This window comes from Actinoplanes flavus (assembly GCF_017592555.1).
In the GTDB taxonomy this organism is placed as follows: domain Bacteria; phylum Actinomycetota; class Actinomycetes; order Mycobacteriales; family Micromonosporaceae; genus Actinoplanes; species Actinoplanes flavus.
This window is the reverse complement of record NZ_JAGFNS010000003.1, coordinates 135,289-157,421: the sequence shown is the minus strand read 5'-3', so window position 1 is coordinate 157,421 and position 22,133 is coordinate 135,289. Positions and strand designations below refer to the sequence as shown.

General features: G+C 72.3%; 22 protein-coding genes. 15 read left to right on the top strand and 7 right to left on the bottom strand.

Annotated elements, in window-relative coordinates:
- The first annotated feature begins 284 nt into the window (after positions 1–284).
- From J5X75_RS06020 to J5X75_RS05985, 8 genes are all read left to right on the top strand, one after another.
- Positions 285–1,529 (top strand): AAA family ATPase, encoded by a 1,245-nt coding sequence (locus J5X75_RS06020; RefSeq protein WP_307797943.1) that lies wholly within the window; start codon positions 285–287, stop codon positions 1,527–1,529.
- Positions 1,526–2,539 carry a DUF58 domain-containing protein gene (locus tag J5X75_RS06015; protein WP_208466285.1) on the top strand — a complete coding sequence of 338 codons (1,014 nt, stop codon included), beginning with the start codon at positions 1,526–1,528 and terminating at the stop codon, positions 2,537–2,539. Before J5X75_RS06020 ends, J5X75_RS06015 begins: the two co-directional genes overlap by 4 nt.
- Positions 2,536–3,486, top strand: a complete 951-nt coding sequence (locus J5X75_RS06010; RefSeq protein WP_208466284.1) for a VWA domain-containing protein — start codon at positions 2,536–2,538, stop codon at positions 3,484–3,486. Before J5X75_RS06015 ends, J5X75_RS06010 begins: the two co-directional genes overlap by 4 nt.
- A gap of 466 nt (positions 3,487–3,952) precedes the next feature.
- Positions 3,953–4,657: a beta-ketoacyl-ACP reductase gene (fabG, locus tag J5X75_RS06005; RefSeq protein WP_208466283.1), complete on the top strand. Its 705-nt coding sequence runs from the start codon at positions 3,953–3,955 to the stop codon at positions 4,655–4,657.
- 34 nt (positions 4,658–4,691) lie between these two features.
- Positions 4,692–5,459, top strand: a complete 768-nt coding sequence (gene fabI, locus J5X75_RS06000) for an enoyl-ACP reductase FabI (RefSeq protein WP_208466282.1) — start codon at positions 4,692–4,694, stop codon at positions 5,457–5,459.
- 20 nt (positions 5,460–5,479) lie between these two features.
- Positions 5,480–6,508: a ferrochelatase gene (locus J5X75_RS05995; RefSeq protein ID WP_208466281.1), complete on the top strand. Its 1,029-nt coding sequence runs from the start codon at positions 5,480–5,482 to the stop codon at positions 6,506–6,508.
- Positions 6,451–7,287 carry an HAD-IIA family hydrolase gene (locus J5X75_RS05990; RefSeq protein ID WP_372450841.1) on the top strand — a complete coding sequence of 279 codons (837 nt, stop codon included), beginning with the start codon at positions 6,451–6,453 and terminating at the stop codon, positions 7,285–7,287. Before J5X75_RS05995 ends, J5X75_RS05990 begins: the two co-directional genes overlap by 58 nt.
- Positions 7,284–7,682, top strand: coding sequence for an NUDIX hydrolase (locus J5X75_RS05985; protein WP_208466279.1), 399 nt, complete (start codon positions 7,284–7,286; stop codon positions 7,680–7,682). Before J5X75_RS05990 ends, J5X75_RS05985 begins: the two co-directional genes overlap by 4 nt.
- On the opposite strand, the gene J5X75_RS05980 is transcribed toward J5X75_RS05985, so the two are convergent.
- Positions 7,656–8,186 (bottom strand): NUDIX domain-containing protein, encoded by a 531-nt coding sequence (locus J5X75_RS05980; protein WP_307797942.1) that lies wholly within the window; start codon positions 8,184–8,186, stop codon positions 7,656–7,658. The two genes, J5X75_RS05985 and J5X75_RS05980, sit on opposite strands and share 27 nt — an antisense overlap.
- On the bottom strand, positions 8,183–8,965 hold the full coding sequence (locus J5X75_RS05975; RefSeq protein ID WP_204296348.1) for an Rv1486c family protein: 783 nt from the start codon (positions 8,963–8,965) through the stop codon (positions 8,183–8,185). Before J5X75_RS05975 ends, J5X75_RS05980 begins: the two co-directional genes overlap by 4 nt.
- 90 nt (positions 8,966–9,055) lie before the next feature.
- Between J5X75_RS05975 and J5X75_RS05970 the strand changes: the two genes are divergently transcribed.
- Positions 9,056–9,862, top strand: a complete 807-nt coding sequence (locus tag J5X75_RS05970) for a DUF3097 domain-containing protein (RefSeq protein WP_208466278.1) — start codon at positions 9,056–9,058, stop codon at positions 9,860–9,862.
- Here J5X75_RS05970 and pdxR read toward each other — a convergent pair.
- Positions 9,843–11,198 (bottom strand): MocR-like pyridoxine biosynthesis transcription factor PdxR, encoded by a 1,356-nt coding sequence (gene pdxR / locus J5X75_RS05965; protein ID WP_238487442.1) that lies wholly within the window; start codon positions 11,196–11,198, stop codon positions 9,843–9,845. The genes J5X75_RS05970 and pdxR overlap by 20 nt on opposite strands.
- A gap of 132 nt (positions 11,199–11,330) precedes the next feature.
- Here pdxR and J5X75_RS05960 point away from each other — a divergent pair, with 132 nt between their 5' ends.
- Entirely contained in the window at positions 11,331–12,227 is an 897-nt protein-coding gene (locus J5X75_RS05960) for a DMT family transporter (RefSeq protein WP_208466277.1), read from the top strand.
- A 184-nt stretch (positions 12,228–12,411) separates the two neighbouring features.
- On the opposite strand, the gene J5X75_RS05955 is transcribed toward J5X75_RS05960, so the two are convergent.
- On the bottom strand, positions 12,412–13,719 hold the full coding sequence (locus tag J5X75_RS05955) for a serine hydrolase domain-containing protein (RefSeq protein WP_208466276.1): 1,308 nt from the start codon (positions 13,717–13,719) through the stop codon (positions 12,412–12,414).
- A gap of 111 nt (positions 13,720–13,830) precedes the next feature.
- Here J5X75_RS05955 and J5X75_RS05950 point away from each other — a divergent pair, with 111 nt between their 5' ends.
- The 3 genes from J5X75_RS05950 to J5X75_RS05940 all read left to right on the top strand — a co-directional run bounded on the left by J5X75_RS05950 (position 13,831) and on the right by J5X75_RS05940 (position 16,191).
- On the top strand, positions 13,831–14,280 hold the full coding sequence (locus J5X75_RS05950; protein ID WP_208466275.1) for an NfeD family protein: 450 nt from the start codon (positions 13,831–13,833) through the stop codon (positions 14,278–14,280).
- Positions 14,281–14,293: 13 nt separating this feature from the next.
- Positions 14,294–15,400 carry an SPFH domain-containing protein gene (locus tag J5X75_RS05945; protein ID WP_208466274.1) on the top strand — a complete coding sequence of 369 codons (1,107 nt, stop codon included), beginning with the start codon at positions 14,294–14,296 and terminating at the stop codon, positions 15,398–15,400.
- Positions 15,401–15,522: 122 nt separating this feature from the next.
- Positions 15,523–16,191, top strand: a complete 669-nt coding sequence (locus tag J5X75_RS05940) for a hypothetical protein (protein WP_208466273.1) — start codon at positions 15,523–15,525, stop codon at positions 16,189–16,191.
- A 1-nt stretch (position 16,192) separates the two neighbouring features.
- On the opposite strand, the gene J5X75_RS05935 is transcribed toward J5X75_RS05940, so the two are convergent.
- On the bottom strand, positions 16,193–16,987 hold the full coding sequence (locus tag J5X75_RS05935) for a TrmH family RNA methyltransferase (RefSeq protein ID WP_208466272.1): 795 nt from the start codon (positions 16,985–16,987) through the stop codon (positions 16,193–16,195).
- Positions 16,988–17,042: 55 nt separating this feature from the next.
- Between J5X75_RS05935 and J5X75_RS05930 the strand changes: the two genes are divergently transcribed.
- Together J5X75_RS05930 and J5X75_RS05925 are read left to right on the top strand one after the other, a co-directional pair.
- Entirely contained in the window at positions 17,043–18,629 is a 1,587-nt protein-coding gene (locus tag J5X75_RS05930) for an FAD-binding oxidoreductase (RefSeq protein ID WP_208466271.1), read from the top strand.
- A gap of 1,010 nt (positions 18,630–19,639) precedes the next feature.
- Complete coding sequence (locus tag J5X75_RS05925; RefSeq protein ID WP_208466270.1) at positions 19,640–19,921, top strand: hypothetical protein; 282 nt, start codon at positions 19,640–19,642, stop codon at positions 19,919–19,921.
- A gap of 536 nt (positions 19,922–20,457) precedes the next feature.
- On the opposite strand, the gene J5X75_RS05920 is transcribed toward J5X75_RS05925, so the two are convergent.
- Both J5X75_RS05920 and J5X75_RS05915 read right to left on the bottom strand, forming a co-directional pair.
- Positions 20,458–20,817: a cupin domain-containing protein gene (locus tag J5X75_RS05920; RefSeq protein ID WP_208466269.1), complete on the bottom strand. Its 360-nt coding sequence runs from the start codon at positions 20,815–20,817 to the stop codon at positions 20,458–20,460.
- Positions 20,814–22,106, bottom strand: coding sequence for a MurL-like N-terminal domain-containing (locus J5X75_RS05915; RefSeq protein WP_208466492.1), 1,293 nt, complete (start codon positions 22,104–22,106; stop codon positions 20,814–20,816). Before J5X75_RS05915 ends, J5X75_RS05920 begins: the two co-directional genes overlap by 4 nt.
- Positions 22,107–22,133: the final 27 nt, after the last annotated feature.

Genomic DNA, 22,133 nt, shown 5'->3' with positions numbered 1-22,133 from the left:
GCCAAATGCTACACGCTTCCCATGGTCGGGTATCCACCCGGTGACCGTGCCCGATCCGGCGGATCGCGCAGAAAGATCAACACATTCGGTCCATGGCACCGTGGGCTGCGCGGATCGCGGGGTTCCGGAATGATGACGGCCGAATGACGACGGGCCGCCCTAGGCTGGGCGGCGCCGCTGGGACCGGCTCTTAGGAACCTCTCAGCCGTGTGTTGTCGTATGTCGTGTAAGTCTTGAGCGTCGGCGTCGAAGAGCCGGCGCATCTCGACCGTTGTGGAGGACCGGTGGCGCAGCCGAGCACGCCCGAGACCGAGACGAGCGGCGGGTCCGGGGCGCCCGTGCCCCCGGCACACGACGCGTCACAGCTCGAGCGCGCGATGTTCGAGGTCAAGCGGGTCATCGTGGGCCAGGACCGGATGGTCGAGCGGATGTTCGTGGCCCTGCTGGCCCGCGGTCACTGCCTGCTCGAGGGCGTGCCCGGCGTGGCCAAGACCCTCGCGGTGGAGACCCTGGCCAAGGTCGTCGGGGGCACGTTCTCCCGGGTGCAGTTCACTCCGGACCTGGTGCCGGCCGACATCGTGGGCACCCGGATCTACCGGCAGTCGAGCGAGCAGTTCGACGTGGAGCTGGGCCCGGTGTTCGTCAACTTCCTGCTGGCCGACGAGATCAACCGGGCGCCGGCCAAGGTGCAGTCGGCGCTGCTCGAGGTGATGGCCGAGCACCAGGTGTCGATCGGCGGCAAGAGCTACGACGTGCCCGACCCGTTCCTGGTGATGGCCACGCAGAACCCGATCGAGCAGGAGGGCGTCTACCCGTTGCCGGAGGCGCAGCGGGACCGCTTCCTCATGAAGATCCTCGTGGGCTATCCGACGGACAGCGAGGAGCGCGAGATCGTCTACCGGATGGGGGTGAGCGCCCCGGAGCCGAAGCAGATCTTCACCCCGGAGGACCTGCTCGCCCTCCAGGGCCGCGCCGACCAGGTGTTCGTGCACAACGCGCTGGTGGACTACACGGTCCGGCTGGTGCTGGCCACCCGGGCCCCGGCACAGCACGGCATGCCGGACGTCGCCCAGCTGATCCAGTACGGGGCGAGCCCGCGCGCCTCGCTCGGCATCGTCCGGGCCACCCGGGCGCTGGCGCTGCTGCGCGGCCGCGACTACGCGCTGCCCCAGGACGTCCAGGACATCGCCCCGGACATCCTGCGCCACCGGCTGGTGCTCAGCTACGACGCGCTGGCCGACGACATCCCGGCCGACCACATCGTGGCCCGGATCATGCAGACCGTGCCACCGCCGCAGGTCTCCTCCCGGCAGGGCGCCGGGCCGAACGGCGGGCCGCCGGTCGCGCCGCCGGTCCCGCCCGGCCCGATGACCCCGGTCTCGGTGGGCGCGCCGCAGTCCGCCCAGTACGTGGCCGGCCCGGCCGGGGTGCAGCCGACCAGCGGCGTCCCGGCGGGTGTCTTCGACAACGGCCGGCCCCAGCCGCCGGCCGGCCCCTGGCCCACCTCTGGCCAGCCCGGACCCCAATGATCCGGCCCGGCACGGCGGTGCCGGTCGCCCCGGAGGAGGCGGCCCGGGCCGAGGCCGTCCTCGCCAAGCTGCAACTGCTGGTCACCCGGAAACTCGACGGCCTGCTCCAGGGCGACTACGCCGGCCTGCTGCCCGGCCCGGGCAGCGAGGCGGGCGAGTCGCGGGAGTACCGGCCGGGCGACGACGTCCGCCGGATGGACTGGCCGGTGACCGCCCGGACCACGCTGCCGCACGTCCGCCGTACGGTGGCCGACCGGGAACTGGAGACCTGGCTGGCCGTGGATCTGTCGGCGAGCCTCGACTTCGGCACCGCGAAATGGCTCAAACGGGACCTGGTGCTCGCGGCCGCCACCGCGATGGCCCATCTCACCGTCCGGGGCGGCAACCGGATCGGCGCCGTGGTGGGCACCGGCTCCGGCGTACCGGAGAGGAAGGTGAGCCGGAGCTGGTGGCGCCGGAAGCCGGAGACGGTGGGCGACCCCGCACCGGGCGGCCCGGTTCTGCGGCTGCCCGCGCGGGCCGGCCGCAAGGAGGCGCAGGGCCTGCTGCGGGCGATCGCCGGGACCACGATCCGGCCCGGCCGCGCCGACCTGGGCGAGCTGATCGACTCGCTGAACCGGCCACCCCGGCGGCGCGGCGTGGCCGTGGTGATCTCTGACTTCCTGGCCCCGGTGGAGGGCTGGGCCCGGCCGGTGCGCAAGCTCGGCGTCCGGCACGACGTGCTCGCCATCGAGGTGGTCGACCCACGTGAGCTGGAGCTGCCGGACGTCGGGGTGCTGACCTTGGCCGATCCGGAGTCCGGCATGCTGCACGAGGTGCAGACCGCCGACCCCGGGCTGCGCCAGCGGTACGCCCAGGCGGCGGGGGAGCAGCGTGCCGCGATCGCCCGTGCGCTGCGCGCCGCCGGCGCGGCCCATCTGCGGCTGCGCACCGACACCGACTGGCTGCTCGACATGGTCCGCTTCGTGGCCGCTCAGCGCCACGCCCGTACCCGAGGGACCACACGATGATCCGTTTTCTGGAGCCGTGGTGGCTGCTGACGCTGCTGCCGGTTCTGGCCATGGCCGGTCTGTACGTCTGGCGGCAGTTCCGCAAGCGGCAGTACGCGATGCGCTTCACCAACGTCGACCTGCTCCGCACCCTGGCCCCGAAGGGCCTGGGCTGGCGGCGGCACGTCTCGGCGGGCGCGTTCCTGCTGATGCTGGGCGCGCTGGCGGCGGCCACCGCCCGCCCGTCGGTGGACACCGAGGAGCCGCTGGAGCGGGCCACCGTGATGCTGGCCATCGACGTGTCGCTGTCGATGCAGGCCGAGGACGTGGCGCCGAGCCGGATCGAGGCGGCGCAGGAGGCGGCGAAGGCGTTCGTGGCCGAGCTGCCGCCGAGCTACAACCTGGGCCTGGTGTCGTTCGCGAAGGCGGCGAACGTGCTGGTCCCGCCGACCAAGGACCGGGCCGCGGTGATCAGCGCGATCGACGGGCTGACGCTGGCCGAGGCGACCGCCACCGGTGAGGCGGTGTTCACCTCGCTGGACGCCATCCGGATGGTGCCGGCCGACGGCGCGGACGGCGCCCCGCCCGCCCGGATCGTGCTGCTCTCCGACGGCTACCGCACGTCGGGCCGCTCGATCGAGGACGCGGCGACCGCGTCGGCGCAGGCCAACGTGCCGGTGTCGACGATCGCGTTCGGCACCGACACGGGTGTGGTCGACATCCGCGGCTCGGTGCAGCGGGTGCCGGTGGACCGCCTCTCCCTGCAGGAGCTGGCCGAGAACACCGACGGCTACTTCTACGAGGCGGCCTCGGTGAGCGAGCTCAAGCAGGTCTACGAGGACATGGGCAGCTCGATCGGGCACCGGACCGAGCCACGCGAGGTGACACGGTGGTACGCCGCCGCGGGCCTGCTGCTGGGCCTGGCCGGCGCGGCGATGAGTCTGCTGTGGACGTCCCGGTTGCCCTAGGGGGTGTTGTGCGCCAGGACGAACAGCACGACAACCCAGGCCGAGAGCAGGGTGAAACCGAGGGGCGCGACGATCTTCTTCATGGTTGAACCGTCTTCCGCTGGTGACTGAGCTACGGGCGTAGGTCACTTCGCGGCCGAGAGCCACCGCACGCCGGCGGACCGGCCTCGACGGGGCCGGTGGCGTGCGGGTGGGGGTCGAGTGTCAGCGGTCAGAAACGCTGACGAGCGTCCCGGCCACGACTGGGAGGATCGCTATCTCGCACAGCGATCACCTCCACTACATAGCCGGGCCAGAACCGTGTCGGACTGTACCCCTTAACCACAACTTAAGAAAATCGGCGCCGCCCTGAACGTGGTGTAAGTCGGCGGGACCATCCCTCGGCAGGGGTAGTGCGGGCCGATAGTCTCGCCTTTCAGAGGGATCGTCGTGACCCTGTGTGATGACCCGTCGATTGGAGTGTGTTGTGGCTCGCACCGTTCTGGTGACCGGAGGAAACCGCGGCATCGGCCTGGCCATCGCCCAGGCCTTCGCCAAGCAGGGGGACCGGGTGGCCGTCACCCACCGCGGCTCGAACGTCCCCGACGGCCTGTTCGGCGTGCAGTGCGACATCACCGACTCGTCGGCCGTCGACGCGGCGTTCACCTTCGTGGAGAACGAGCTCGGCCCGGTCGAGGTCCTGGTGGCGAACGCCGGCATCACCGACGACACGCTGCTCATGCGGATGTCCGACGAGCAGTTCGAGCGGGTGATCGACACCAACCTGACCGGCGCGTTCCGCTGCGCGAAGCGGGCCAGCTCCAAGATGCTGCGGGCCAAGTGGGGCCGGATCGTCTTCATCTCGTCGGTCGTCGGCCTGTACGGCGGACCCGGCCAGGTGAACTACGCGGCGAGCAAGGCGGGCCTGGTCGGCATGGCCCGTAGCATCACGCGTGAACTGGGCAGCCGCAACATCACCGCGAACGTGGTGGCGCCCGGTTTCATCGAGACCGAGATGACCGCCGTCTTGCCGGACTCGCGCAAGGCCGAGATCATCAAGGCCGTCCCGGCCGGTCGTCTCGCGGCCACGGACGAGGTCGCCGCCGCGGTGACCTTCCTCGCGAGCGACAGTGCGGCGTACATCTCGGGCGCCGTGCTCCCCGTCGACGGGGGCCTCGGTATGGGGCACTGATGTTTTCCGAGACTTTTTCAGGAGAGAAGTAAAAGTGTCTGGACTGCTGGCCGGTAAACGGCTGCTCGTCACCGGCGTCATCACCGACGCCTCGATCGCCTTCTCGGTGGCGAAGCTGGCCCAGGAGGCCGGCGCCACCGTGGTGCTCACCGGCTTCGGCCGGCTCTCGCTGGTGGAGCGGATCGCGAAGCGGCTGCCCGAGCCGGCCCCCGTCATCGAACTGGACGTGACCAACCAGGAACACCTGGACGGCCTCGCCGGCCGGGTTCGCGAGCACGTCGACGGACTGGACGGCGTGGTCCACTCCATCGGCTTCGCCCCGCAGAACGCCCTCGGCGGCGCCTTCCTCGACACCACCTGGGAGGAGGTGTCGCAGGCGCTGCACGTGTCGACGTACTCGTACAAGTCCCTGGCCACCGCCTGCCTGCCGCTGATGGATCAGGGTGGCTCCATCGTCGGCCTGACCTTCGACGCGACCAAGGCGTACCCGCTGTACGACTGGATGGGCGTCGCCAAGGCCGGGCTCGAGTCGGCCTCCCGCTACCTCGCCATGTACCTGGGCAAGCACGGCATCCGCAGCAACATCGTGTCGGCCGGCCCGCTGCGCACCATGGCGGCCAAGTCGATCCCGGGCTTCAGCGAGTTCGAGGACGCCTGGACCCAGCGGGCGCCGCTCGGCTGGAACCTGACCGACCCGGAGCCGACCGCCCGCGCGGTGTGCGCTCTGCTGTCCGACTGGTTCCCGGCCACCACGGGTGAGATGGTGCACGTCGACGGGGGCTACCACGCGCTTGCCGCGTAACACGGTGGCAGGATGGGCGGGTGGTTTACGACGCGTTCGTCCTGCTCTCCTTCGGCGGGCCCGAGAAGCCCGATGACGTGATGCCGTTCCTGCGCAACGTGGTCCGCGGGCGCGGCGTCCCGGACGAGCGCCTCGCCGAGGTGTACGAGCACTACATGCACTTCGGCGGGGTGTCCCCGATCAACCAGCAGTGCCGCGACCTGCTCGCCGCGATCGGGACCGAGTTCGCGGCGCACGGCGTGGACCTGCCCACCTACTGGGGCAACCGCAACTGGCACCCGATGCTGGCCGACACCCTGGCGACGATGCGCGACGACGGGATCGAGCACGCGCTCGGGTTCGCCACCAGCGCCTACGGCGGGTACTCGTCCTGCCGGCAGTACTGGGAGGACATCGCCGCGGCCCGGGCGCACGTCGGGCCGGGCGCCCCACGAATCGCCAAGCTGCGGCAGTTCCACGACCATCCCGGTTTCGTGGATCCGCACGCGTCCGCCGTACGGGAAGCCTTGACGAAGCTGGACCCGGACCGCCGGGCCTCCACCCGCCTGGTCTTCACCGCCCACTCGGTGCCGGTGAGCATGGCCCGGACGGCCGGGCCGGAGGGCGGGCGCTACACCGCCCAGCTCGAGGAGACGGCCCGGCTGGTGCACGCCGCGGCCGCCGCCGACCTCGCCTGGGACCTGGTCTGGCAGAGCCGCTCCGGCCCGCCGCACATCCCGTGGCTGGAGCCGGACGTCAACGACCACCTGGCGGCGCTCGCCGAGAAGGGGATCACCGACGTGGTGGTCAGCCCGATCGGGTTCGTCTCCGACCACCTCGAGGTCATCTGGGACCTGGACAACGAGGCGAAGGACACCGCGGAACGGCTCGGCCTCGGCTACGCGCGGGCCGCGACCCCGGGAATTCACCCGTCCTTCGTGTCGATGGTCCGGGAACTGGTCCAGGAGCGGACCGATGATCGACAACGGGCCGCGCTCGGTAGGCTGCCGACGTGGGACGTCTGCGCCGCGGACTGCTGCCCTCCCCCCGCGCGACGAGGAGCATCTTGATGAAGGAGCGCAAGGCGATCGAGAGCTGGCTCACCGATATGGACGGTGTCCTCGTCCATGAGGGTGAGCCGGTGCCGGGCGCGCCCGAGTTCGTCAACCGGATGAAGGAGAGCGGCAAACCGTTCCTCATCCTCACCAACAACTCCATCTACACGCCCCGCGACCTCCAGGCCCGGCTCTACCGGATGGGCTTCGACGTCGACGAGACCTCCATCTGGACGGCCGCGCTGGCCACCGCCCAGTTCCTCGCCGACCAGCGGCCCGGCGGCACCGCGTACGTGATCGGCGAGGCCGGCCTGACCACCGCCATGCACGCGGCCGGCTACGTCCTCACCGAGTTCGAGCCCGACTACGTGGTGCTCGGCGAGACCCGCACCTACAGCTTCGAGGCGATCACCAAGGCGATCCGGCTGATCAGCGCCGGCTCCCGGTTCATCTGTACGAACCCGGACGCCACCGGCCCGTCGAACGAGGGCCTGCTCCCGGCCGCCGGATCGGTCGCCGCGATGATCTCCAAGGCGACCGGCGTGAAGCCGTACTTCGTCGGCAAGCCGAACCCGATGATGATGCGGTCGGCACTCAACGCGATCGGCGCCCACAGCGAGACCACCGCGATGATCGGCGACCGGATGGACACCGACGTGCTGTGCGGTCTCGAGGCCGGGCTGGAGACGATCCTGGTGCTCACCGGGATCAGCAGCCGGATGGAGAGCGAGACGTACCCGTACCGGCCGTCCCGGATCATCAACTCGGTCGCCGACCTGATCGACGAGATTTGAGCGTCGTCGAGGCGGCGGCCTGGGTGTGTGTCCGCGAACGCCGGGTCCTCGTGGTCCGGGCCACCGGGTCGGACGCCTTCTACCTGCCCGGCGGCAAACCCGAGCCGGGGGAGCCGGACGCCGTCGCGGCCGCCCGCGAGGTGTCCGAGGAGGTCGGCGTCAGCGTCGACCCGGCCCGGCTGCGGCACTTCACCACGATCGACGCGCCCGCCCACAACCGGCCGCCGGGCACCCGTGTCCGCCTCGTGTGCTTCACCGGCGACCACCCCGGCGAGCCGGCGGCGGCCAGCGAGATCGCCGAGATCGGCTGGTTCACGTCGGCCGACGCCGACCGGTGCGCGCCCGCGATCCGGATGGTCCTCGACGAGCTAGTCGGCGCGGACCTGATCGACTGAGCGGGCGTGCTCGGTGAAGAACCGGGTGGCGATCGCGGTGTGGATGCTGAAACCCAGCTCGGTCGGCCCGTAGAGCACCTCCCGCCGGACCGTCTCCTCGGTGTCCGGCTCCGGCGGCAGGTCGGCCGGGCTGCGCATCGCCGGCAGCAGGCCGAAGATGAGGACCGTGCCGTCGGGGGCGCTGACCGTGTCGTACAGCTGGACACGGCCCGGATCGGCCACCACCCCGGTCTCCTCGGACAGCTCCCGCACCGCGGCGGCCTGCCAGGTCTCGCCCACGTCGATGAAGCCGCCCGGCAGCGCGAGCCGCCCGCGCGCCGGCGCGATCCCGCGGCGGACCGCCAGCAGGCCGGCGCCGACCGGCTGGACCGCCACCGCCACCGGGGTGGGGTTGAGATAACTGACCTCGCCGCACGCCATGCAACGGCGCGGCCACGGCTGGTTGATCGTGAACCGGGCGCCGCAGTAGCTGCAGTGCGCGTGCCGGTCGAGGGCCGGCCTCACGGGCGCAGCGGGGAGTTGCAGGCCGCCACCAGGGCCTGGCGGCAGGCGGCGGTCAGCGGGCGCAGAGCCTCGTCGCGCTGCTGGGCCTCGTAACCGTTCACCGCGCCGCCCGGCGCGCTCGTCTCGGCGAGGGCGAGCACCTGGTCCAGGACGCTGGCCCGGGCGAACAGCCGCCGCGAGCGCGGGTCGAACCCGGGCGGCAAAGTCTCGGCGCTCTCCGGGCGGCGCAGCGCCTGCAGGGCGCCGGCCAGCTCCGGTTTCCACTGCGCCACGTCGAGCCGGGTCAGCCGGGCGGTGGCCTCGCCGAGCGCGGTGGTCAGCTGCGCCTCGGCCTCGGCGGCGCCCATCTGAAAGACCTGCCGGTGCTCCGGCGCCTCGTGGACCCGCCACAGCACGGTGGAGAACTCCACACCCGAACCGGACGTGTGCCGCCGGACCTCCGGCACCACACCGAACGACGGGGTCATCACCGCCTCGCCGGCCAGCAGCGCCGCCCCGGTCAGGTCGCCCGGGCCGGGCAGGCCGCGCGGGTCGCCGGGCACCGGCAGCACCAGGCGGATCTCGTCGGGGTGCAGCTTCGCGAAGATCGGCAGGCCCTGGGGGAGCGGGACGTCGGTCCAGGTGCCGGGGGCGTCGGCGACGAGGTGCTCCTCGTCCGCGGCGATCTCGTCGGCCAGCTCGTCGAACGGGACGAGGCCGGCGCGCCAGGCGCGCACCCAGGCCACGAACCTGGTGGACCGGCGTGCGGTACGGGTGGCCGCATCGGCTGCGGGTGACATGCGAGCAAGGGTACGTGCCGGTGCGGAGAGTTGTCTCGGCTCGGAGCGTCACCGCCGGTGTGTCCGTGATCGCGCGTTACCGTGCGGGACATGTATGGGGAGGATGTGCTGGCGGGCGACTGGCGCCGCCGGAAGGTGACACCGGAGGTGGTGGCCGAACCGGATCTGGTGGTCGAGGACGCCGGCTCCGGGTTCTGCGGCGCGGTCGTCGGATTCGAGCTGGGCGCCGTCGTCCTGGAGGACCGGCATGGGAAGCGCCGCAACTTCCCGCTCGCCCCGGCCGCGTTCCTGCTGGACGGCCGTCCGGTCACATTGGTCCGCCCGTCCGCGGTCAGGGCGCCGGCGCAGCGCCGGGTCACCGCGTCCGGGTCGGTGGCCGTCGACGGCGTGCGGGCCCAGGTGGCGAAGGCCAGCCGGATCTGGGTGGAGGGCATCCACGACGCCGCCCTGGTGGAGCGGATCTGGGGCGACGACCTGCGGATCGAGGGCATCGTCGTGGAGCCGCTGGACGGCATCGACGACCTGACCGGCGCGGTCGCCGCGTTCCGGCCGGGGCCGTCGCGCCGGCTCGGCGTACTGGTCGATCATCTCGTCCCGGGGTCCAAGGAGAGCCGGATCGTGGCCCGGGTGACCGACCCGAACGTGCTCGTCACCGGTCACCCCTACGTGGACATCTGGCAGGCGGTCCGGCCCGAACGGGTGGGCCTGCGCGCCTGGCCGGTGATCCCGCCGGGCCGTCCGTGGAAGGAGGGCGTCTGCGCGGCCGTCGGCGTCCGGGAGCCGGCCGACATGTGGCGCCGTGTCCTCGCCTCGGTCAGCTCCTACAAGGACGTCGAGACCCCCTTGATCAACTCGATGGAGCGGCTCATCGACTTCGTCACCGTCCTGGAGGACTGAGCACGCGGCCGATGCGGCGGGCGGCCTCGGCGAGGCGGTCCGGCGGGTGGGCGGCATAACCGATCACCAGGCCCGGCGGCCCGGTTCGGCGCCGGTGCCAGGTCAACGGCTGCACCAGTACGCCCTCGGCCGCGACCCGCCCGGCCACCGCCACGTCGTCGGCCGTCCCCGGCAGCAGCACGAGCAGGTGCAGCCCGGCCGCCACCCCGGCCACCCGCACGTCCGGCAGATGCTCGCGCAACCCGGCCAGCAGCGCGTCCCGCCGGGACCGCTGGCGGGCCCGGACCGCCCGCAGATGCCGCTCGTAGTCGCCGGACGCCAGCAACTCGGCCAGCACCAGCTGCGGCAGGGCCGGATTGCCCAGATCGCTGGCGTGCTTGGCGGCGAGCAGCTCGGCCTGCATCGGTCGCGGCGCGATGAGCCAGCCCATCCGCATGGCCGGGGCCAGCGATTTGGAGACACTGCCGAGGTACGCCACCCGCTCCGGCATCGACCCCTGCAACGCGGCGACCGGCGCCCGGTCGTACCGGTGCTCGGCGTCGTAGTCGTCCTCGATCACCAGGTTGCCGCCGGACGCCCAGGCCAGCAGCTCCCGGCGGCGGTCCGGGGCCAGCACCACCCCGGTCGGGAACTGGTGCGCCGGCGTCAGCACGGCCGCACCGGCCCCGGTCGCGGCCAGATCGCCGATCCGCATCCCGTCCGCGTCGACCGGCACACCCACCTGCGCCATGCCCCAGAACGCCATCTGGTCGGCGGCGCCCCGCGACCCCGGGTCCTCCATCGCGACCGTCGTGACACCCCGGGTCTTGAGGACGTGCGCGACCAGGGCGAGCCCTTGCGCCACGCCCGCGGTGACCACCACGTCGTCCGCTTCGGAGCGGACCCCACGCGTACGGGCGAGCCAGGCGACGAGCGCCGCTCGCAGCCGGGGCGTGCCGCCCGGGTCCCCGTAGCCGAGGTCCGCCGCCGTGACCCGGTCCAGCACCGTGCGTTCGGCCCGCAGCCACGCCGCCCGGGGGAACGCCGACAGGTCCGGCACACCCGGCGACAGGTCCAGGTCGATGCCGTCCGGGGCGGAGACCGGCAGCCGCAGCTCGTCCAGGGTCCGGCGGCGATCCCCGGCCGGCCGGGCCGCGAGCGCCGTGCCGCGCCCGGTGACGACCGTGCCCGACCCGGTCCGCGCCCCGGCCAGTCCCTCGTCGGCCAGCCGCTGGTAGGCCTGCACCACCACACCCCGGGAGACGCCCAGCTCCCCGGCGAGCAGACGGGTGGCCGGCAGCCGGGCGCCCGGCGGCAGCCGCCCGGCCGTGATCGCCGCCCGCAGCCCCTCGGTCAGCCAGGCGGTCAGCCCCTTGGCCGGCGCCTCCCCGGCCCGCAGCTGGAGAAAGTCCGATCCGGAAATTGGTCCACCTCATCCCGCTCGAATTGGCCCTCGAACCGGACCATACCCGGGGGAACGATTCCCTTCATGACACTCTCCACCGCGCCGCCGCGCCCACCCCGAACCGCGCGCCTCGGGCTGGCCGGAGCGGCCGGCATGGTCTTCGTCGGCGGCAGCGTCGCGGTCTCCGGCCACCTCGCCGACGCGCCGCTGTTCACCGTGCAGGCCGTCCGGTACGGGGTGGCCTGCCTGCTCCTGCTCGGCTACGCCCGGTGGTCCGGCACCCCGGTGCACCGGCCCCGCGGCCGGGAATGGCTCTGGCTGCTCGGCGTCACCCTGACCGGCCTGGTGATCTTCAACGTCGCCCTGATCCAGGGCTCCCGGCACGCCGAACCCGCGGTCATCGGCGTCGCCGTGGCGTGCGTGCCGATCGTCCTCGCCGCGGTCGGCCCGCTGCTGGAGGGCCGCCGCCCGGCCGCCCCCGTGCTGGCCGCCGCCGTGGTGGTGACCGCCGGCGCGGCCCTGGTGCAGGGGCTCGGCCGTACCGACGCGGCCGGCGTGGCCTGGGCGGCCGTGACCTTCGCCTGCGAGGCCGCCTTCACCCTGCTCGCCGTGCCGGTGCTGGGCCGGCACGGGCCGCTCGGCGTCTCCGCGCACGCCACCTGGCTGGGCGCCGCCGTGTTCGCCGCGGTCGGCCTCACCGTCGAGGGCCCCGGCGCGCTCACCCGGCTCCACCTCGACGACGTCCTGGCCGGCGCCTACCTGGCCGTCCTGGTCACGGCCGTCGCGTTCCTGCTCTGGTACACGTGCGTGGCCGGCATCGGCTCCGGCCCCGCCGGCCTGCTCACCGGCGTGGCCCCGGTCGCGGCCGCCGCCACCGGCATGGCCCTCGGCGGCCCCTCCCCGGCCCCTCCGGTCTGGCTCGGCATCGCCACGGTCGGCGCCGGCCTAGCCCTCGGCCTCTCCGCCTCGCACAGCCGCTGATCTTGTCCAGCTGGCTGCCAGTGCTGTCTCAGGGCGCTTGAGACAGCACTGAGAGCCAGCCGGACCACCGAGCTCAGCCCGGTGGGGCGGCACGGGCTTGACCCGGCAGGTGGTCGCGGAGGTGGCGGGACGGGGTGGTTGCGGTGGGGGACGGGCACGTCCGTACCGGAGACGGGTTGGTCTTTCAGGCCAGATGGCCGGGGTCGCGGCTGTAGCGGAAGGTGGCGATGTCCAGGCGTTCGGCCGTGCCGTCGGGGTCGCGCAGGATGCGCAGGATCTCGCCCTCGTTGTCACCGGCGAGGCCGCGCCACCGGTCCGGAGCCTCGCGCGTGAAGCGGGTGCGATGGTTCGGGCCGGTCATCACGAGGGCGTCACCGTCGGGCAGCAGGGAGTACTCGCGGCCCATCCACCACCAGCGGCCGAGGATCTCGGCGGCCTCGCCCTCGGGTGCGGCGGGCGGGCGCCACGCCGGGACGGGGGTGGGCTCGCTGTCGAGCGTCGCGGTGAGGGCTTCCAGGCCGACGTCCTTGATGCTGGTGCCGTCGAGCCCGTAGGCGTTGGCGAAGACGATGACACCCATCCGGCTGCGGCGGTGTACGGCCAGGTGCGCGACATAGCCGGGCATCGAGCCGCCGTGCCCGGCATAGACCCGCTCGCCGACCCGGTACAGCTGCGGGCCGAGGCCGTGCCCGGCGGTCCAGGACTCCAGATCGCTGATGGCGACCGGCGTGCACATCTCGTCGACCGTCTCCCGGGACAGGACGGCGGGCGCCGGATCGGCCAGGAAGGCGGCCCATTTCGCCATGTCGGTGACCGTCGACCAGAGCTGCCCGGCGGGCGCCATGGCGCCGGTGTCGGGGCGCGGCTCCTCGTGCAGGGCGCCGCCGAGGGCATGCCGCACGACATAACCCCGGGCGTACGGCTCGACCGGCGCGTAGGTGGTGCGCTTCATGCCGAGCGGGTCGAGGACGCGTTTGCCGGCGAGTTCCGCCCAGCCCATGCCGGTGACCCGTTCCAGGACCGCGCCGAGCAGTCCGTAGGCCAGATTGGAGTAGCGGTAGCGGCGGTACGGCGGCCCGGCCAGCTTCTCGTAGGTGAGGTCGGCCAGCAGCTTGTCCGCGTCGCCGCCGGGGTTGCGTTCCCACCACGGGCCGTCCGGCTCCCGTTGCAGGCCGGAGACGTGCCCGAGCAGCTGGCGCAGGGTCACGCCGCCGATCGGGGTGCCCGGCAGATGCCGGTAGAGCAGGTCGTCGAGGGCGAAGAAGCCCTCGTCGCGCAGCTGCATCACCAGGGTCGCGGTGATCGTCTTGGTGATCGAGCCGAGCCGGTACTGGGTCTTCGGGTCCGGGCGGGGCTGCTCGCCGGCGCCCGCGAAGTGCAGGACCGCGCGGTCGCGGACGACGGCCAGGGCGAGCGACGGCACCCGGCCGGTGGACTGTGCCCGGGCGGCGATCCCGTCGATCCGGCGGACGGTCTCCGGTAGCAGCGTCACGGTGGGTTCCCTCCCCTGCGGCGAACTGATGGGTCTAACTGTTTGAACCGGATTCGGCTACGCCACCGTGGAACGTCGCCGTGAGTGCATGGACGTGTCACGATCGGTGTTGTGGAAGCCGTGCTTTGGATCGTCCTCGCCGTCGTCCTGGCGATCGCCGAGGCCTTCACCGCGACGATTCTGGTCATTTTCTTCGCCGCCGGTGCTCTGGCCGCGGCGGGCGCCGCCGCGCTCGGCGCGGGCCTGGTCGCCCAGGTGATCGTCTTCGCCGTGGTGTCGGGGCTCTCGGTGGGTGCGCTCCGCCCGATCATCATGCGGCACGCCCGTTCCGCCCTGGAGTCCGGGGAGCGCCCGTTCGGGATCGAGGCGATCGAGGGTTCCCGCGGCCTGGTGGTGGAGGAGGTCTCCGCCGACCACGGCATGGTCAAGATCGACGGCGAGCTGTGGCAGGCCCGCTCGGTCGACGGCCAGGAGGTCTTCCTTCCCGGGGCGCATGTCCGGGTCGTCAAGCTGCGGGGCGCGACCGTCCAGGTGTGGCACGACGACCTGCCCGATCTATAGAAGGAGTGGGTTGATGGAACAGATCGTCCTGATCCTCGTCATAGCCATCGTCGTGCTCGTCGTGACCACGCTCGTCAAGTCGGTCCGGATCGTCCCGCAGCAGCGGATGGACGTCATCGAACGACTGGGGAAGTACCAGCGCACCCTCTCACCCGGTCTCAACCTGCTGGTGCCGTTCGTCGACTCGGTACGCACCAAGGTCGACATGCGCGAGCAGGTGGTCTCCTTCCCGCCGCAACCGGTGATCACCTCGGACAACCTGGTCGTCTCGATCGACACGGTGCTCTACTTCAAGGTGGTCGACCCGGTCCGGGCGACCTACGAGATCTCGCACTTCCTCCAGGCCATCGAGCAGCTGACCGTCACCACCCTGCGCAACGTGATCGGCTCGCTGGACCTGGAACGGGCGCTGACCAGCCGCGAGGAGATCAACCGGCACCTGTCCGGGGTGCTGGACGAGACCACCGGCCGCTGGGGCATCAAGGTGACCCGGGTGGAGATCAAGGCGATCGAGCCGCCGCCGAGCATCCGCGACTCGATGGAGAAGCAGATGCGCGCCGAGCGGGACCGGCGGGCCGCCATCCTCAACGCCGAGGGCCACAAGCAGGCGCAGATCCTCACGGCCGAGGGCGAGAAGCAGGCCGCCGTGCTGCGCGCCGACGGTGACCGGCAGGCCCGGATCCTCCAGGCGGAGGGCCAGGCGAAGGCGATCCGGACCGTCTTCGACGCGATCCACCAGGCCAATCCGTCGCAGAAGGTGCTCGCCTACCAGTACCTCCAATCGCTCCCGCAGATCGCCAACGGCACCGCCAACAAGGTGTGGATCCTGCCGACCGAACTCACCAGGGCGCTGGAGGGGCTGGGCGGGGCCCTCGGCGGCCTGGCGGGCATGGTGGGCGACGAGCCCCGGCCGGACGTGGACGCGAGCGCCGTCGAGCGCGAGGCGGCGGCCGCCGCCGAAGCCGCCGCGGCCGAGGCACGCCGGGTCGACGAGGCGGTGCGAGAGGCCGAGGCGGAGGCCTCCGGACGGCCGGGACTGCCCGCCCCCGACCTGATCCCGCCGACCGCCGCGCTGGGCGGAGCCGACTACGACGGGGTCCAGCACATCGAAAAACACTGACTTTTTCAGCTTTTGTGAGATCCGCCGCATTCGGTGATGACTGTTTGACATGCTTCGCAGCAGGATTCCCGACCGGTGCCCCCGGCCGCTCGGCTTGTTGCCCCAGCTAACGAGGCGGAGCCATGAGCATCAGCCACCGTCAGACGGCGAGCGGCCGACCCCTACGGGTCGCGCCGGCGTGGGTCGGCGCGCCGACCACGTCCGAGGCGGACACGCACCTCCTGCCGGTGCGGGACGCCGTCTGGATCTGGTCGGTCCGCCGGTACGCCCGGCTGGCCCTGTGGGCGCTCCCGGCCGCCGCGGTCTTCTACGGCTGGCTCACCCTCGGCGTCCAGGGCGCACCCGGCCCGCTCGCCGTCGGCCTGCTCGCCGGATGGCTCGCCATGATCTCCCTGATCGCGCTCGCCGGGCTGCTCGCCGGATCCCGCACCCGGCGGTGCGCCCTGGCCGGGCTGCTGACCACGCTGGCCGGCGCCACCCTGCTGCTGCCGGTGGCCGCCCTGCCGGAGGACGCCGTGGTGGCGAGCGCGCCGATGGCCGCCGGGCACGTGCCGGGCCTGCTCGCCGTCGCCGCGGCGGTGTGCGGCGCCGGGATGCTGCTGCTCGGCTGGGCGGTGTTCCGTTCCCAGCTCGTCAACCCCGCCGACGGGGTGCTGCTGATGCTGGCGGCGCTGGCGATGGGCGCGGGCACGTCCGTGGACCAGCCCGTACCCACCGTCGGCGCCCTGCTCGCGCTGGCCGGCGGGATGGGGCTGGCCTGGACCGGCGGCCGCCTCGTACCCCGTTCCTGACTCAGCGGGTGATCTCGTAGAACCCGATCGCCGCCGCGGTCGCCACGTTCAGCGAATCCACCCCGTTGTGCATCGGGATCACCACCCGGGCGTCGGCCGCCTCCAAGGCGGTACGCGTCAGCCCGGGCCCCTCCGCGCCGAGCAGCAGCGCGGGCCGCTCCCGCTGGGCCGGGGTCAGGGCGGCGATCGACACCGCGCCCTCGCCCGGCGTCATCGCCAGCAGGGTGAACCCGGCCGCCCGGATCGCCTTGAGGGTGCCCGGCCAGTCGTCCGACTTCGCGTACGGAATGGCGAACACCTCACCCATGCTGACCCGCACCGCCCGGCGGTAGAGCGGGTCCGCGCAGTTCGGCGACAGGACCACGGCGTCGATGCCGAGCGCCGCCGCGCTCCGGAACAGCGCACCCAGATTGGTGTGCGTGTTCAGCCCCTCCAGGACGGCCAGGCTGCGCGCCCCGGCGAGCAGTTCCTCCATCGCCGGCAGCTCCCGCCGGTGGAACGACGCCAGAATGCCCCGGTGCACGTGGAACCCGGTGATCGACTCCAGCACCGGCGGTGGAGCGGTGTAAAGCGGCGCCTCCGGCGGCAGCCCGGTCAGCTGGTCGGCGCGCTTCTCGTCGACCAGGGCCGAGCGCATCCGGTAGCCGGCCCGCAGCGCCCGCTGGATGACCAGTTCCCCCTCGGCGATGAACAGGCCGTTCGGCGGTTCCCACCGGGTCCGCAGCTCGACGTCGGTGAGGGCAAGATAATCGCCGATCCGTGGATCGTCCGGGCTGGTGATGCTGAGTGCTGGCACACCGGCATTATTCGCGGGGTAGGGTCACCCTTGTCGAGTTCGCCGGGGGTGATCCGTGTCGGATCCGCATCTGCTCGCCCTGCTGCGTGCTCTCCGGCTGCGCCAGAACGCGCCGGACGCTGTCGCCGCCGGAGCGGCCGACGTCGATGCCGCGCTCGGCGAGATCCCCACTCCGAAGAAGGCCGGCGACGACGGCGAGGAGGCCGGAATGCCCCCGTCGCACTTTCCCGAAGAGGGCGCGGCAGGCCTCCTCTGGCGCGGCGATCCCGGCGAGGCGCTCGGCCGCTCCAGCCTCCAGAGCCGGTACGGCCCCGACCGTGGCATCCCACCGGTCGGCGGTGTCGTCCCGTCCGGCCCGACCGGCCCGGTGCCGAACATCCCGCCGGTCGCCCCGGCCCGCCGGATCGGCGGACCCGGCACCGAGTTCCCGCCACCGCAGGGGCCCGGTGGCCATCCGGGCCGCCGCCGTCCCGGAGTGCCCGGCAAACGAGGCACGCCCCGGCCGGACGGCATCGACCCGGCGGACGGCCAGGCGCTGCGCGACACCCAGCGGCTGCTCCGCGCCAGCCTCACCGCCGCCGGCGGCATCGACGACGTCGCCGACCGGCTCTGGACAGCCCTGCGGCAGGCACAGCCGGCCCTCCTCGACGCGCTCCCCGGCAGCCCGGAGACGCAGCGCACCCAGCTGTCCCGTGCGCTCACCTGGCTGGTCGGCCGGCTCGACGACCCACCCGCCCTGGTCGCCGGCTGCATCCAGCTCGGCGCGGTGCTGGCCGAATGTGGCATCCCGTGGACCCGGCTGCGGGTGGTCGGCGCCGCGCTGGCCGAGGCGATGCGCGCCGGGATGGCCCCGGGCGCCTGGCGGCAGGACTTCGACCAGGCCTGGCGCTGGACGTGGCAGCACCTCTACGAGTGGCTGGTGCACGGCGGGACGCTCGTCGCGTACCAGCCGACCGTCTGGCCCGCCGAGGTGATCGAGCACGACGTGCGCCGTGCGGACCTCGCGGTGATCACGTTGCGGCCGTCGCTGCCGATGCCGTTCCGCCCCGGCCAGTACACCCGGATCGAGGTCGACGCCGTGCCCGGCGTCCGGCGGCCGTACTCGGTGGCCGGCTCCCCGCACCACGACGAACTCATCGAGCTGCACGTGCGGGCCAAGACGGAGACCGGCGTCAGCGGCACCCTCGTCCACCGGACCCGCCCCGGCGACCGCGTCCGCCTGACCCGCCCCGAAGGCGACATGGGCCTTCCCGCCGAACCACGCCGCGGCATCCTCATGATCGCCGGCGACACCGGCGTGGCCCCGATGAAAGCCATCCTCGCCGAACTGGCCGCCACCGACGACAACCGGGCAGCCGTCCTGTTCTGGGGCGTCCGCGACCGGACCGAGCTCTACGACCTCGACGCCCTCACCGACCTGGCCGCCCAGGCGCCGCGCGCCGCCGTGGTCCCGGTGGTGGCCGAGGGCGATCCCGGGCCCTACGAATCCGGCCTGGTCACCGACGTGGTCGCCGCCTTCGGCGAGTGGGCCGGCTTCGAGGTCTACCTGGCCGGGCCGCCGCTCATGCTGACCAGCACCAGCTCCGCGCTGCACCGGCTCGGCGTGCAGCCCGAGCGCATCCACCACGACCCGGTCGAATAGACCCCTTTCCGGTACGCGCCGCGCCCGCCCCCGACCACACCAGGACCGTTCCGCCCTGCCACGCGAGGCAGGCGCCCCCGAACGGCCGTAACGCGCCTTCCGGCGTGTCGCGTGCCCCCACGCCCCCACAGACCCGAACACCACACCCCTCCCGGCGCAGCACCCCCTCAATCCCCATGTAGGCATCCGCAGGCGGCACACTGCACGTCCCGGGCCCACCAAACCGCGCGATCTTGAACGCGTCACCACCGAATGCGGTGGCAATTCGTCCAAGGTCGCCGTGGGTGGGCGGGTGTGGCGTGCCGCGTGTCTCGCGCTCGCCGGACGCCGGACGCCCAAGATCTTGAACGCGTCACCACCGAATACGGTGGCAATTCGTCCAAGGTCGCCGTAGGCGGGCGGGTGTGGCTTGCTGCGTGTCTCGCGTTCGTCGGATGGGAGCGATCTTGAACGCCTTGCCACCGGTTGCGGTGGCAATTCGTCCAAGGTCGCTGTGGGCATGCGAGGGTGGCGTGCTGCGCGTGCCGGGCCCATCGAACCGCGCGATCTTGAACGTGTCACCACCGGATGCGGTGGCAATTCGTCCAAGGTCGCCGTGGGTGGGCGGGTGTGGCGTGCTGCGTGTCTTGCGTTCGTCAGGTGGGCGCGATCTTGGACGCGTCGCCACCGGATGTGGTGGTGATTCGTCCAAGGTCGCTGTTGGGCGGGCGGGTGTGGCTTGCTGCGTGTCTCGCGTTCGTCGGATGGGCGCGATCTTGAACGCCTTGCCACCGGATGCGGTGGTGAATCGTCCAAGGTCGCCGTGTGGGTATGCGGGGGTGGCGTGCTGGGTGTCCCAGACCCACTGAACCGTGCGATCTTGGGCGCGTTGTCACCGGATGTGGTGGTGATTCGTTCAAGGTCGCCGTGGGTGGGTGGTGTGGCGTGCTGGTTGTCTCGCGCTTGCCGAGCGGGCGGGATCTTGGACGGGTTGCCACCGGTTGCGGTGGTGAATCGTCCAAGGTCGCCGGATGGCGAGCGCTCGCGGTGCCACCGCTGCGATCCTGATCGCGAAGCGGTCGGGATCGCCGAGCGGAGTTGGCCGCCGGCGCGTGTTGCGCGTCGGTGCCGAAGGGACAGCGCTGATCTTCCACGCGATCGCCGTCCTGATCGCGGTGAGTGACATTCGGCGGGTTCCGGGTGGCGCAGGCGTCGTCAAGCGCAACTACCAACCCGCCGCGACCGGCGCAACGGCCGGGAGGGGGCAGGGTGGGTGCCTGGTGATCACTGCCGTGACCGTTCGTCTGCGGTGAGTGGCGTTACGGCCGGGAGTGGGCAGGTGGGGTGCTTGGTGATCACTGCCGTGACTGTTTGTCTGCGGTGAGTGGCGTTACGGCCGGGAGTGGGCAGGTGAGGGCGCCTGGGGGCGAGCGTTGCTGTGACTGCCCGGTCGGGGTGAGCGGTGCAGCGGTTGGGGTGAGTAGGTGGGTGTCAGGTGAGGTTTGCCGTGACTGTCCGGTTCGTGTGAGCGGTGCAGCGGCTGGTGAGGTTTGCGGTGACTGTCCGGTTGGGGTGAGTGGTGCAGTGGCTGGGGTGGGCAGGCGGGGCGGCTGGCGAGCGCTGCCGTGACCGCTTGTCAGCGGTGAGTGGTGTTATGGCCGGAGTGGGCAGGTGGGGTGTCTGGTGAGCGGTGCCGCGACCGCCCGGTCGGCGTTGCCGGTGGCAGGCGGGTGGGTCACCGATTTCAGTCCGGCGGTGGGGTGCGGGCCGGGCCGCCCCGCCAGCGCGCGTCGCGCGGGCGGGACGGTTCGAAGGGAACAGGGCAGCGGCGCCTGGACCGCGCAGGGTGCTAGGGGACGGCGTAGCCGGGGACGGAGGGCCAGCGGACGGTGAGGACCACCGACTCTTCGGCGGCGAACCAGGAATGGTCGACGCCGCGCGGCCAGACCACGTAGTCGCCCTGCTTGTCCAGGACGACGGTGCGTTCCGGGAACTCCATGTGGAAGCAGCCGCTGATCAGCACCAGCAGGGCGGTCCGCTCCTCGCCGCGGACCCATGCGGCCCGCCGGTCGCCGCGCGGATGGCGGCCCCACTTGATCTCGACGTCGGTGCTGTGCCGGGGGTCGCCCTCCGGTTTGAAGTGCCCGAGCAGCCAGCCCCGGTCGGCGAGCGCGTCGGGGTCGGCGTTGCCCACGTAGATCTCGCTCATCCGGCGACCGCCTCGTCGAGGATCTTGCGGTAGGCGGGGGGCACGTGGTTCGGGCCGCCGGGGGTGAACACGTCGGAGTGGGAGACCTCGGCCCACGCGGTGGCCGGCACGGCGGCGCGGAGTTCGGCGAGGACCGGCGCGCCGTCGGTCAGCATGGCGAGGGCGACCAGGCACTCCTCGGCCTCGCCGACGCATTCGAACGGCTTGTGCGCGTCGATGCCGAGCAGCTCCAGGAACCCGGCCGTCTGGGACGGGTCGGCGAACAGGTCCCGCCCGAAGATGTGCGCGAGCCGTTCCCGGGGCATGTGCGGGGCCATCGCCAGGAAGACGAACCGGCACTTCGGACAGTCACCGCACCAGCGGGCCGTCGGGTCGTGCAACTTGAACGCCTTGTTACAGCTAGTAACAACATCATCGTACGCAGTGTGACCGGCGAACAGTTGGGCGATGTGCAGCTCGGACAGCGGCCGCAGCAGGGAGAAATACGGGTCGGGCAGCCCCGCGTACGCCGTCACGGCGGCCCGCAGCAGCCCCTCCGCCTCGACGCCCTTGGACCACTGGTGGTTCACCTCGTGACCGTTCCAGATCAGGTTCGGGTCGGAAGCGGACCGTTCGTTCGACATCACCACCGGGCCGAGCCCGTGCCAGACCGCGGTGGCGATGGCGATCAGCGAGTTGATCGCGGTGACCGGGATGTGCCCGTTCAGCGCGCCGGCCTTGTTGAGCTCGAAGAGCCGCGGGTCGAGCTTGCGGCGGGCGGCCAGCGCGGGCAGGCTGGAGGCGGCGTTCACCTTCTCGATCACCGGGTTCGGGTTGACCGAGAACGGCACCGGGTCGAGCCCGGCGGCGCGCAGGATCTCGAGGGTGACGATCGAGTCCTTGCCGCCGCCGACCGCGGAGAGCGGCCGGCCACCGGTGACCCCGGTGGGCCCGGCGGCCGGGATCACGCCCGGCGCCTCCACGGTGAGCTTCAGCACGTGCGGTAGCTGGTTGCGGTACGCGTACTCCGCCATGCCTTTGGTGTAGACGGCCGTGAGAAGGTCGGTGACCTGGGGTGGCACGGGTTTGGGCGCGACCACCCGGGCCGGCGCGCCGACCTTGAAGTAGCTGACCCCGGCCACCACGTGCAGCAGGTCGAGCACCCGGGTGAGCGCCTCCGGCACGGCCGGGTCGGCCGGCACCGGCAGCATGATCGTCTCGGTGAAGCGCAGTGGCTCCGGTCCGTCCAGCAGGTAGTCGAACGCCGCCACCCCCGTCACCGGATCGAACGTGTACGAGGGGAACTGCATGACGTCGAACCGCACCCGGAGTCTCCT

Coding starts and splice junctions, on each gene's coding strand:
- J5X75_RS06015 (WP_208466285.1), top strand. CDS start 1,526: ATGATCCGGCCCGGCACGGCGGTGCCGGTCGCCCCGGAGGAGGCGGCC.
- J5X75_RS06010 (WP_208466284.1), top strand. CDS start 2,536: ATGATCCGTTTTCTGGAGCCGTGGTGGCTGCTGACGCTGCTGCCGGTT.
- J5X75_RS05975 (WP_204296348.1), bottom strand. CDS start 8,965: ATGTCACCCGCAGCCGATGCGGCCACCCGTACCGCACGCCGGTCCACC.
- J5X75_RS05970 (WP_208466278.1), top strand. CDS start 9,056: ATGTATGGGGAGGATGTGCTGGCGGGCGACTGGCGCCGCCGGAAGGTG.
- J5X75_RS05960 (WP_208466277.1), top strand. CDS start 11,331: ATGACACTCTCCACCGCGCCGCCGCGCCCACCCCGAACCGCGCGCCTC.
- J5X75_RS05945 (WP_208466274.1), top strand. CDS start 14,294: ATGGAACAGATCGTCCTGATCCTCGTCATAGCCATCGTCGTGCTCGTC.
- J5X75_RS05940 (WP_208466273.1), top strand. CDS start 15,523: ATGAGCATCAGCCACCGTCAGACGGCGAGCGGCCGACCCCTACGGGTC.
- J5X75_RS05925 (WP_208466270.1), top strand. CDS start 19,640: ATGGCGAGCGCTCGCGGTGCCACCGCTGCGATCCTGATCGCGAAGCGG.
- J5X75_RS05920 (WP_208466269.1), bottom strand. CDS start 20,817: ATGAGCGAGATCTACGTGGGCAACGCCGACCCCGACGCGCTCGCCGAC.
- J5X75_RS05915 (WP_208466492.1), bottom strand. CDS start 22,106: ATGCAGTTCCCCTCGTACACGTTCGATCCGGTGACGGGGGTGGCGGCG.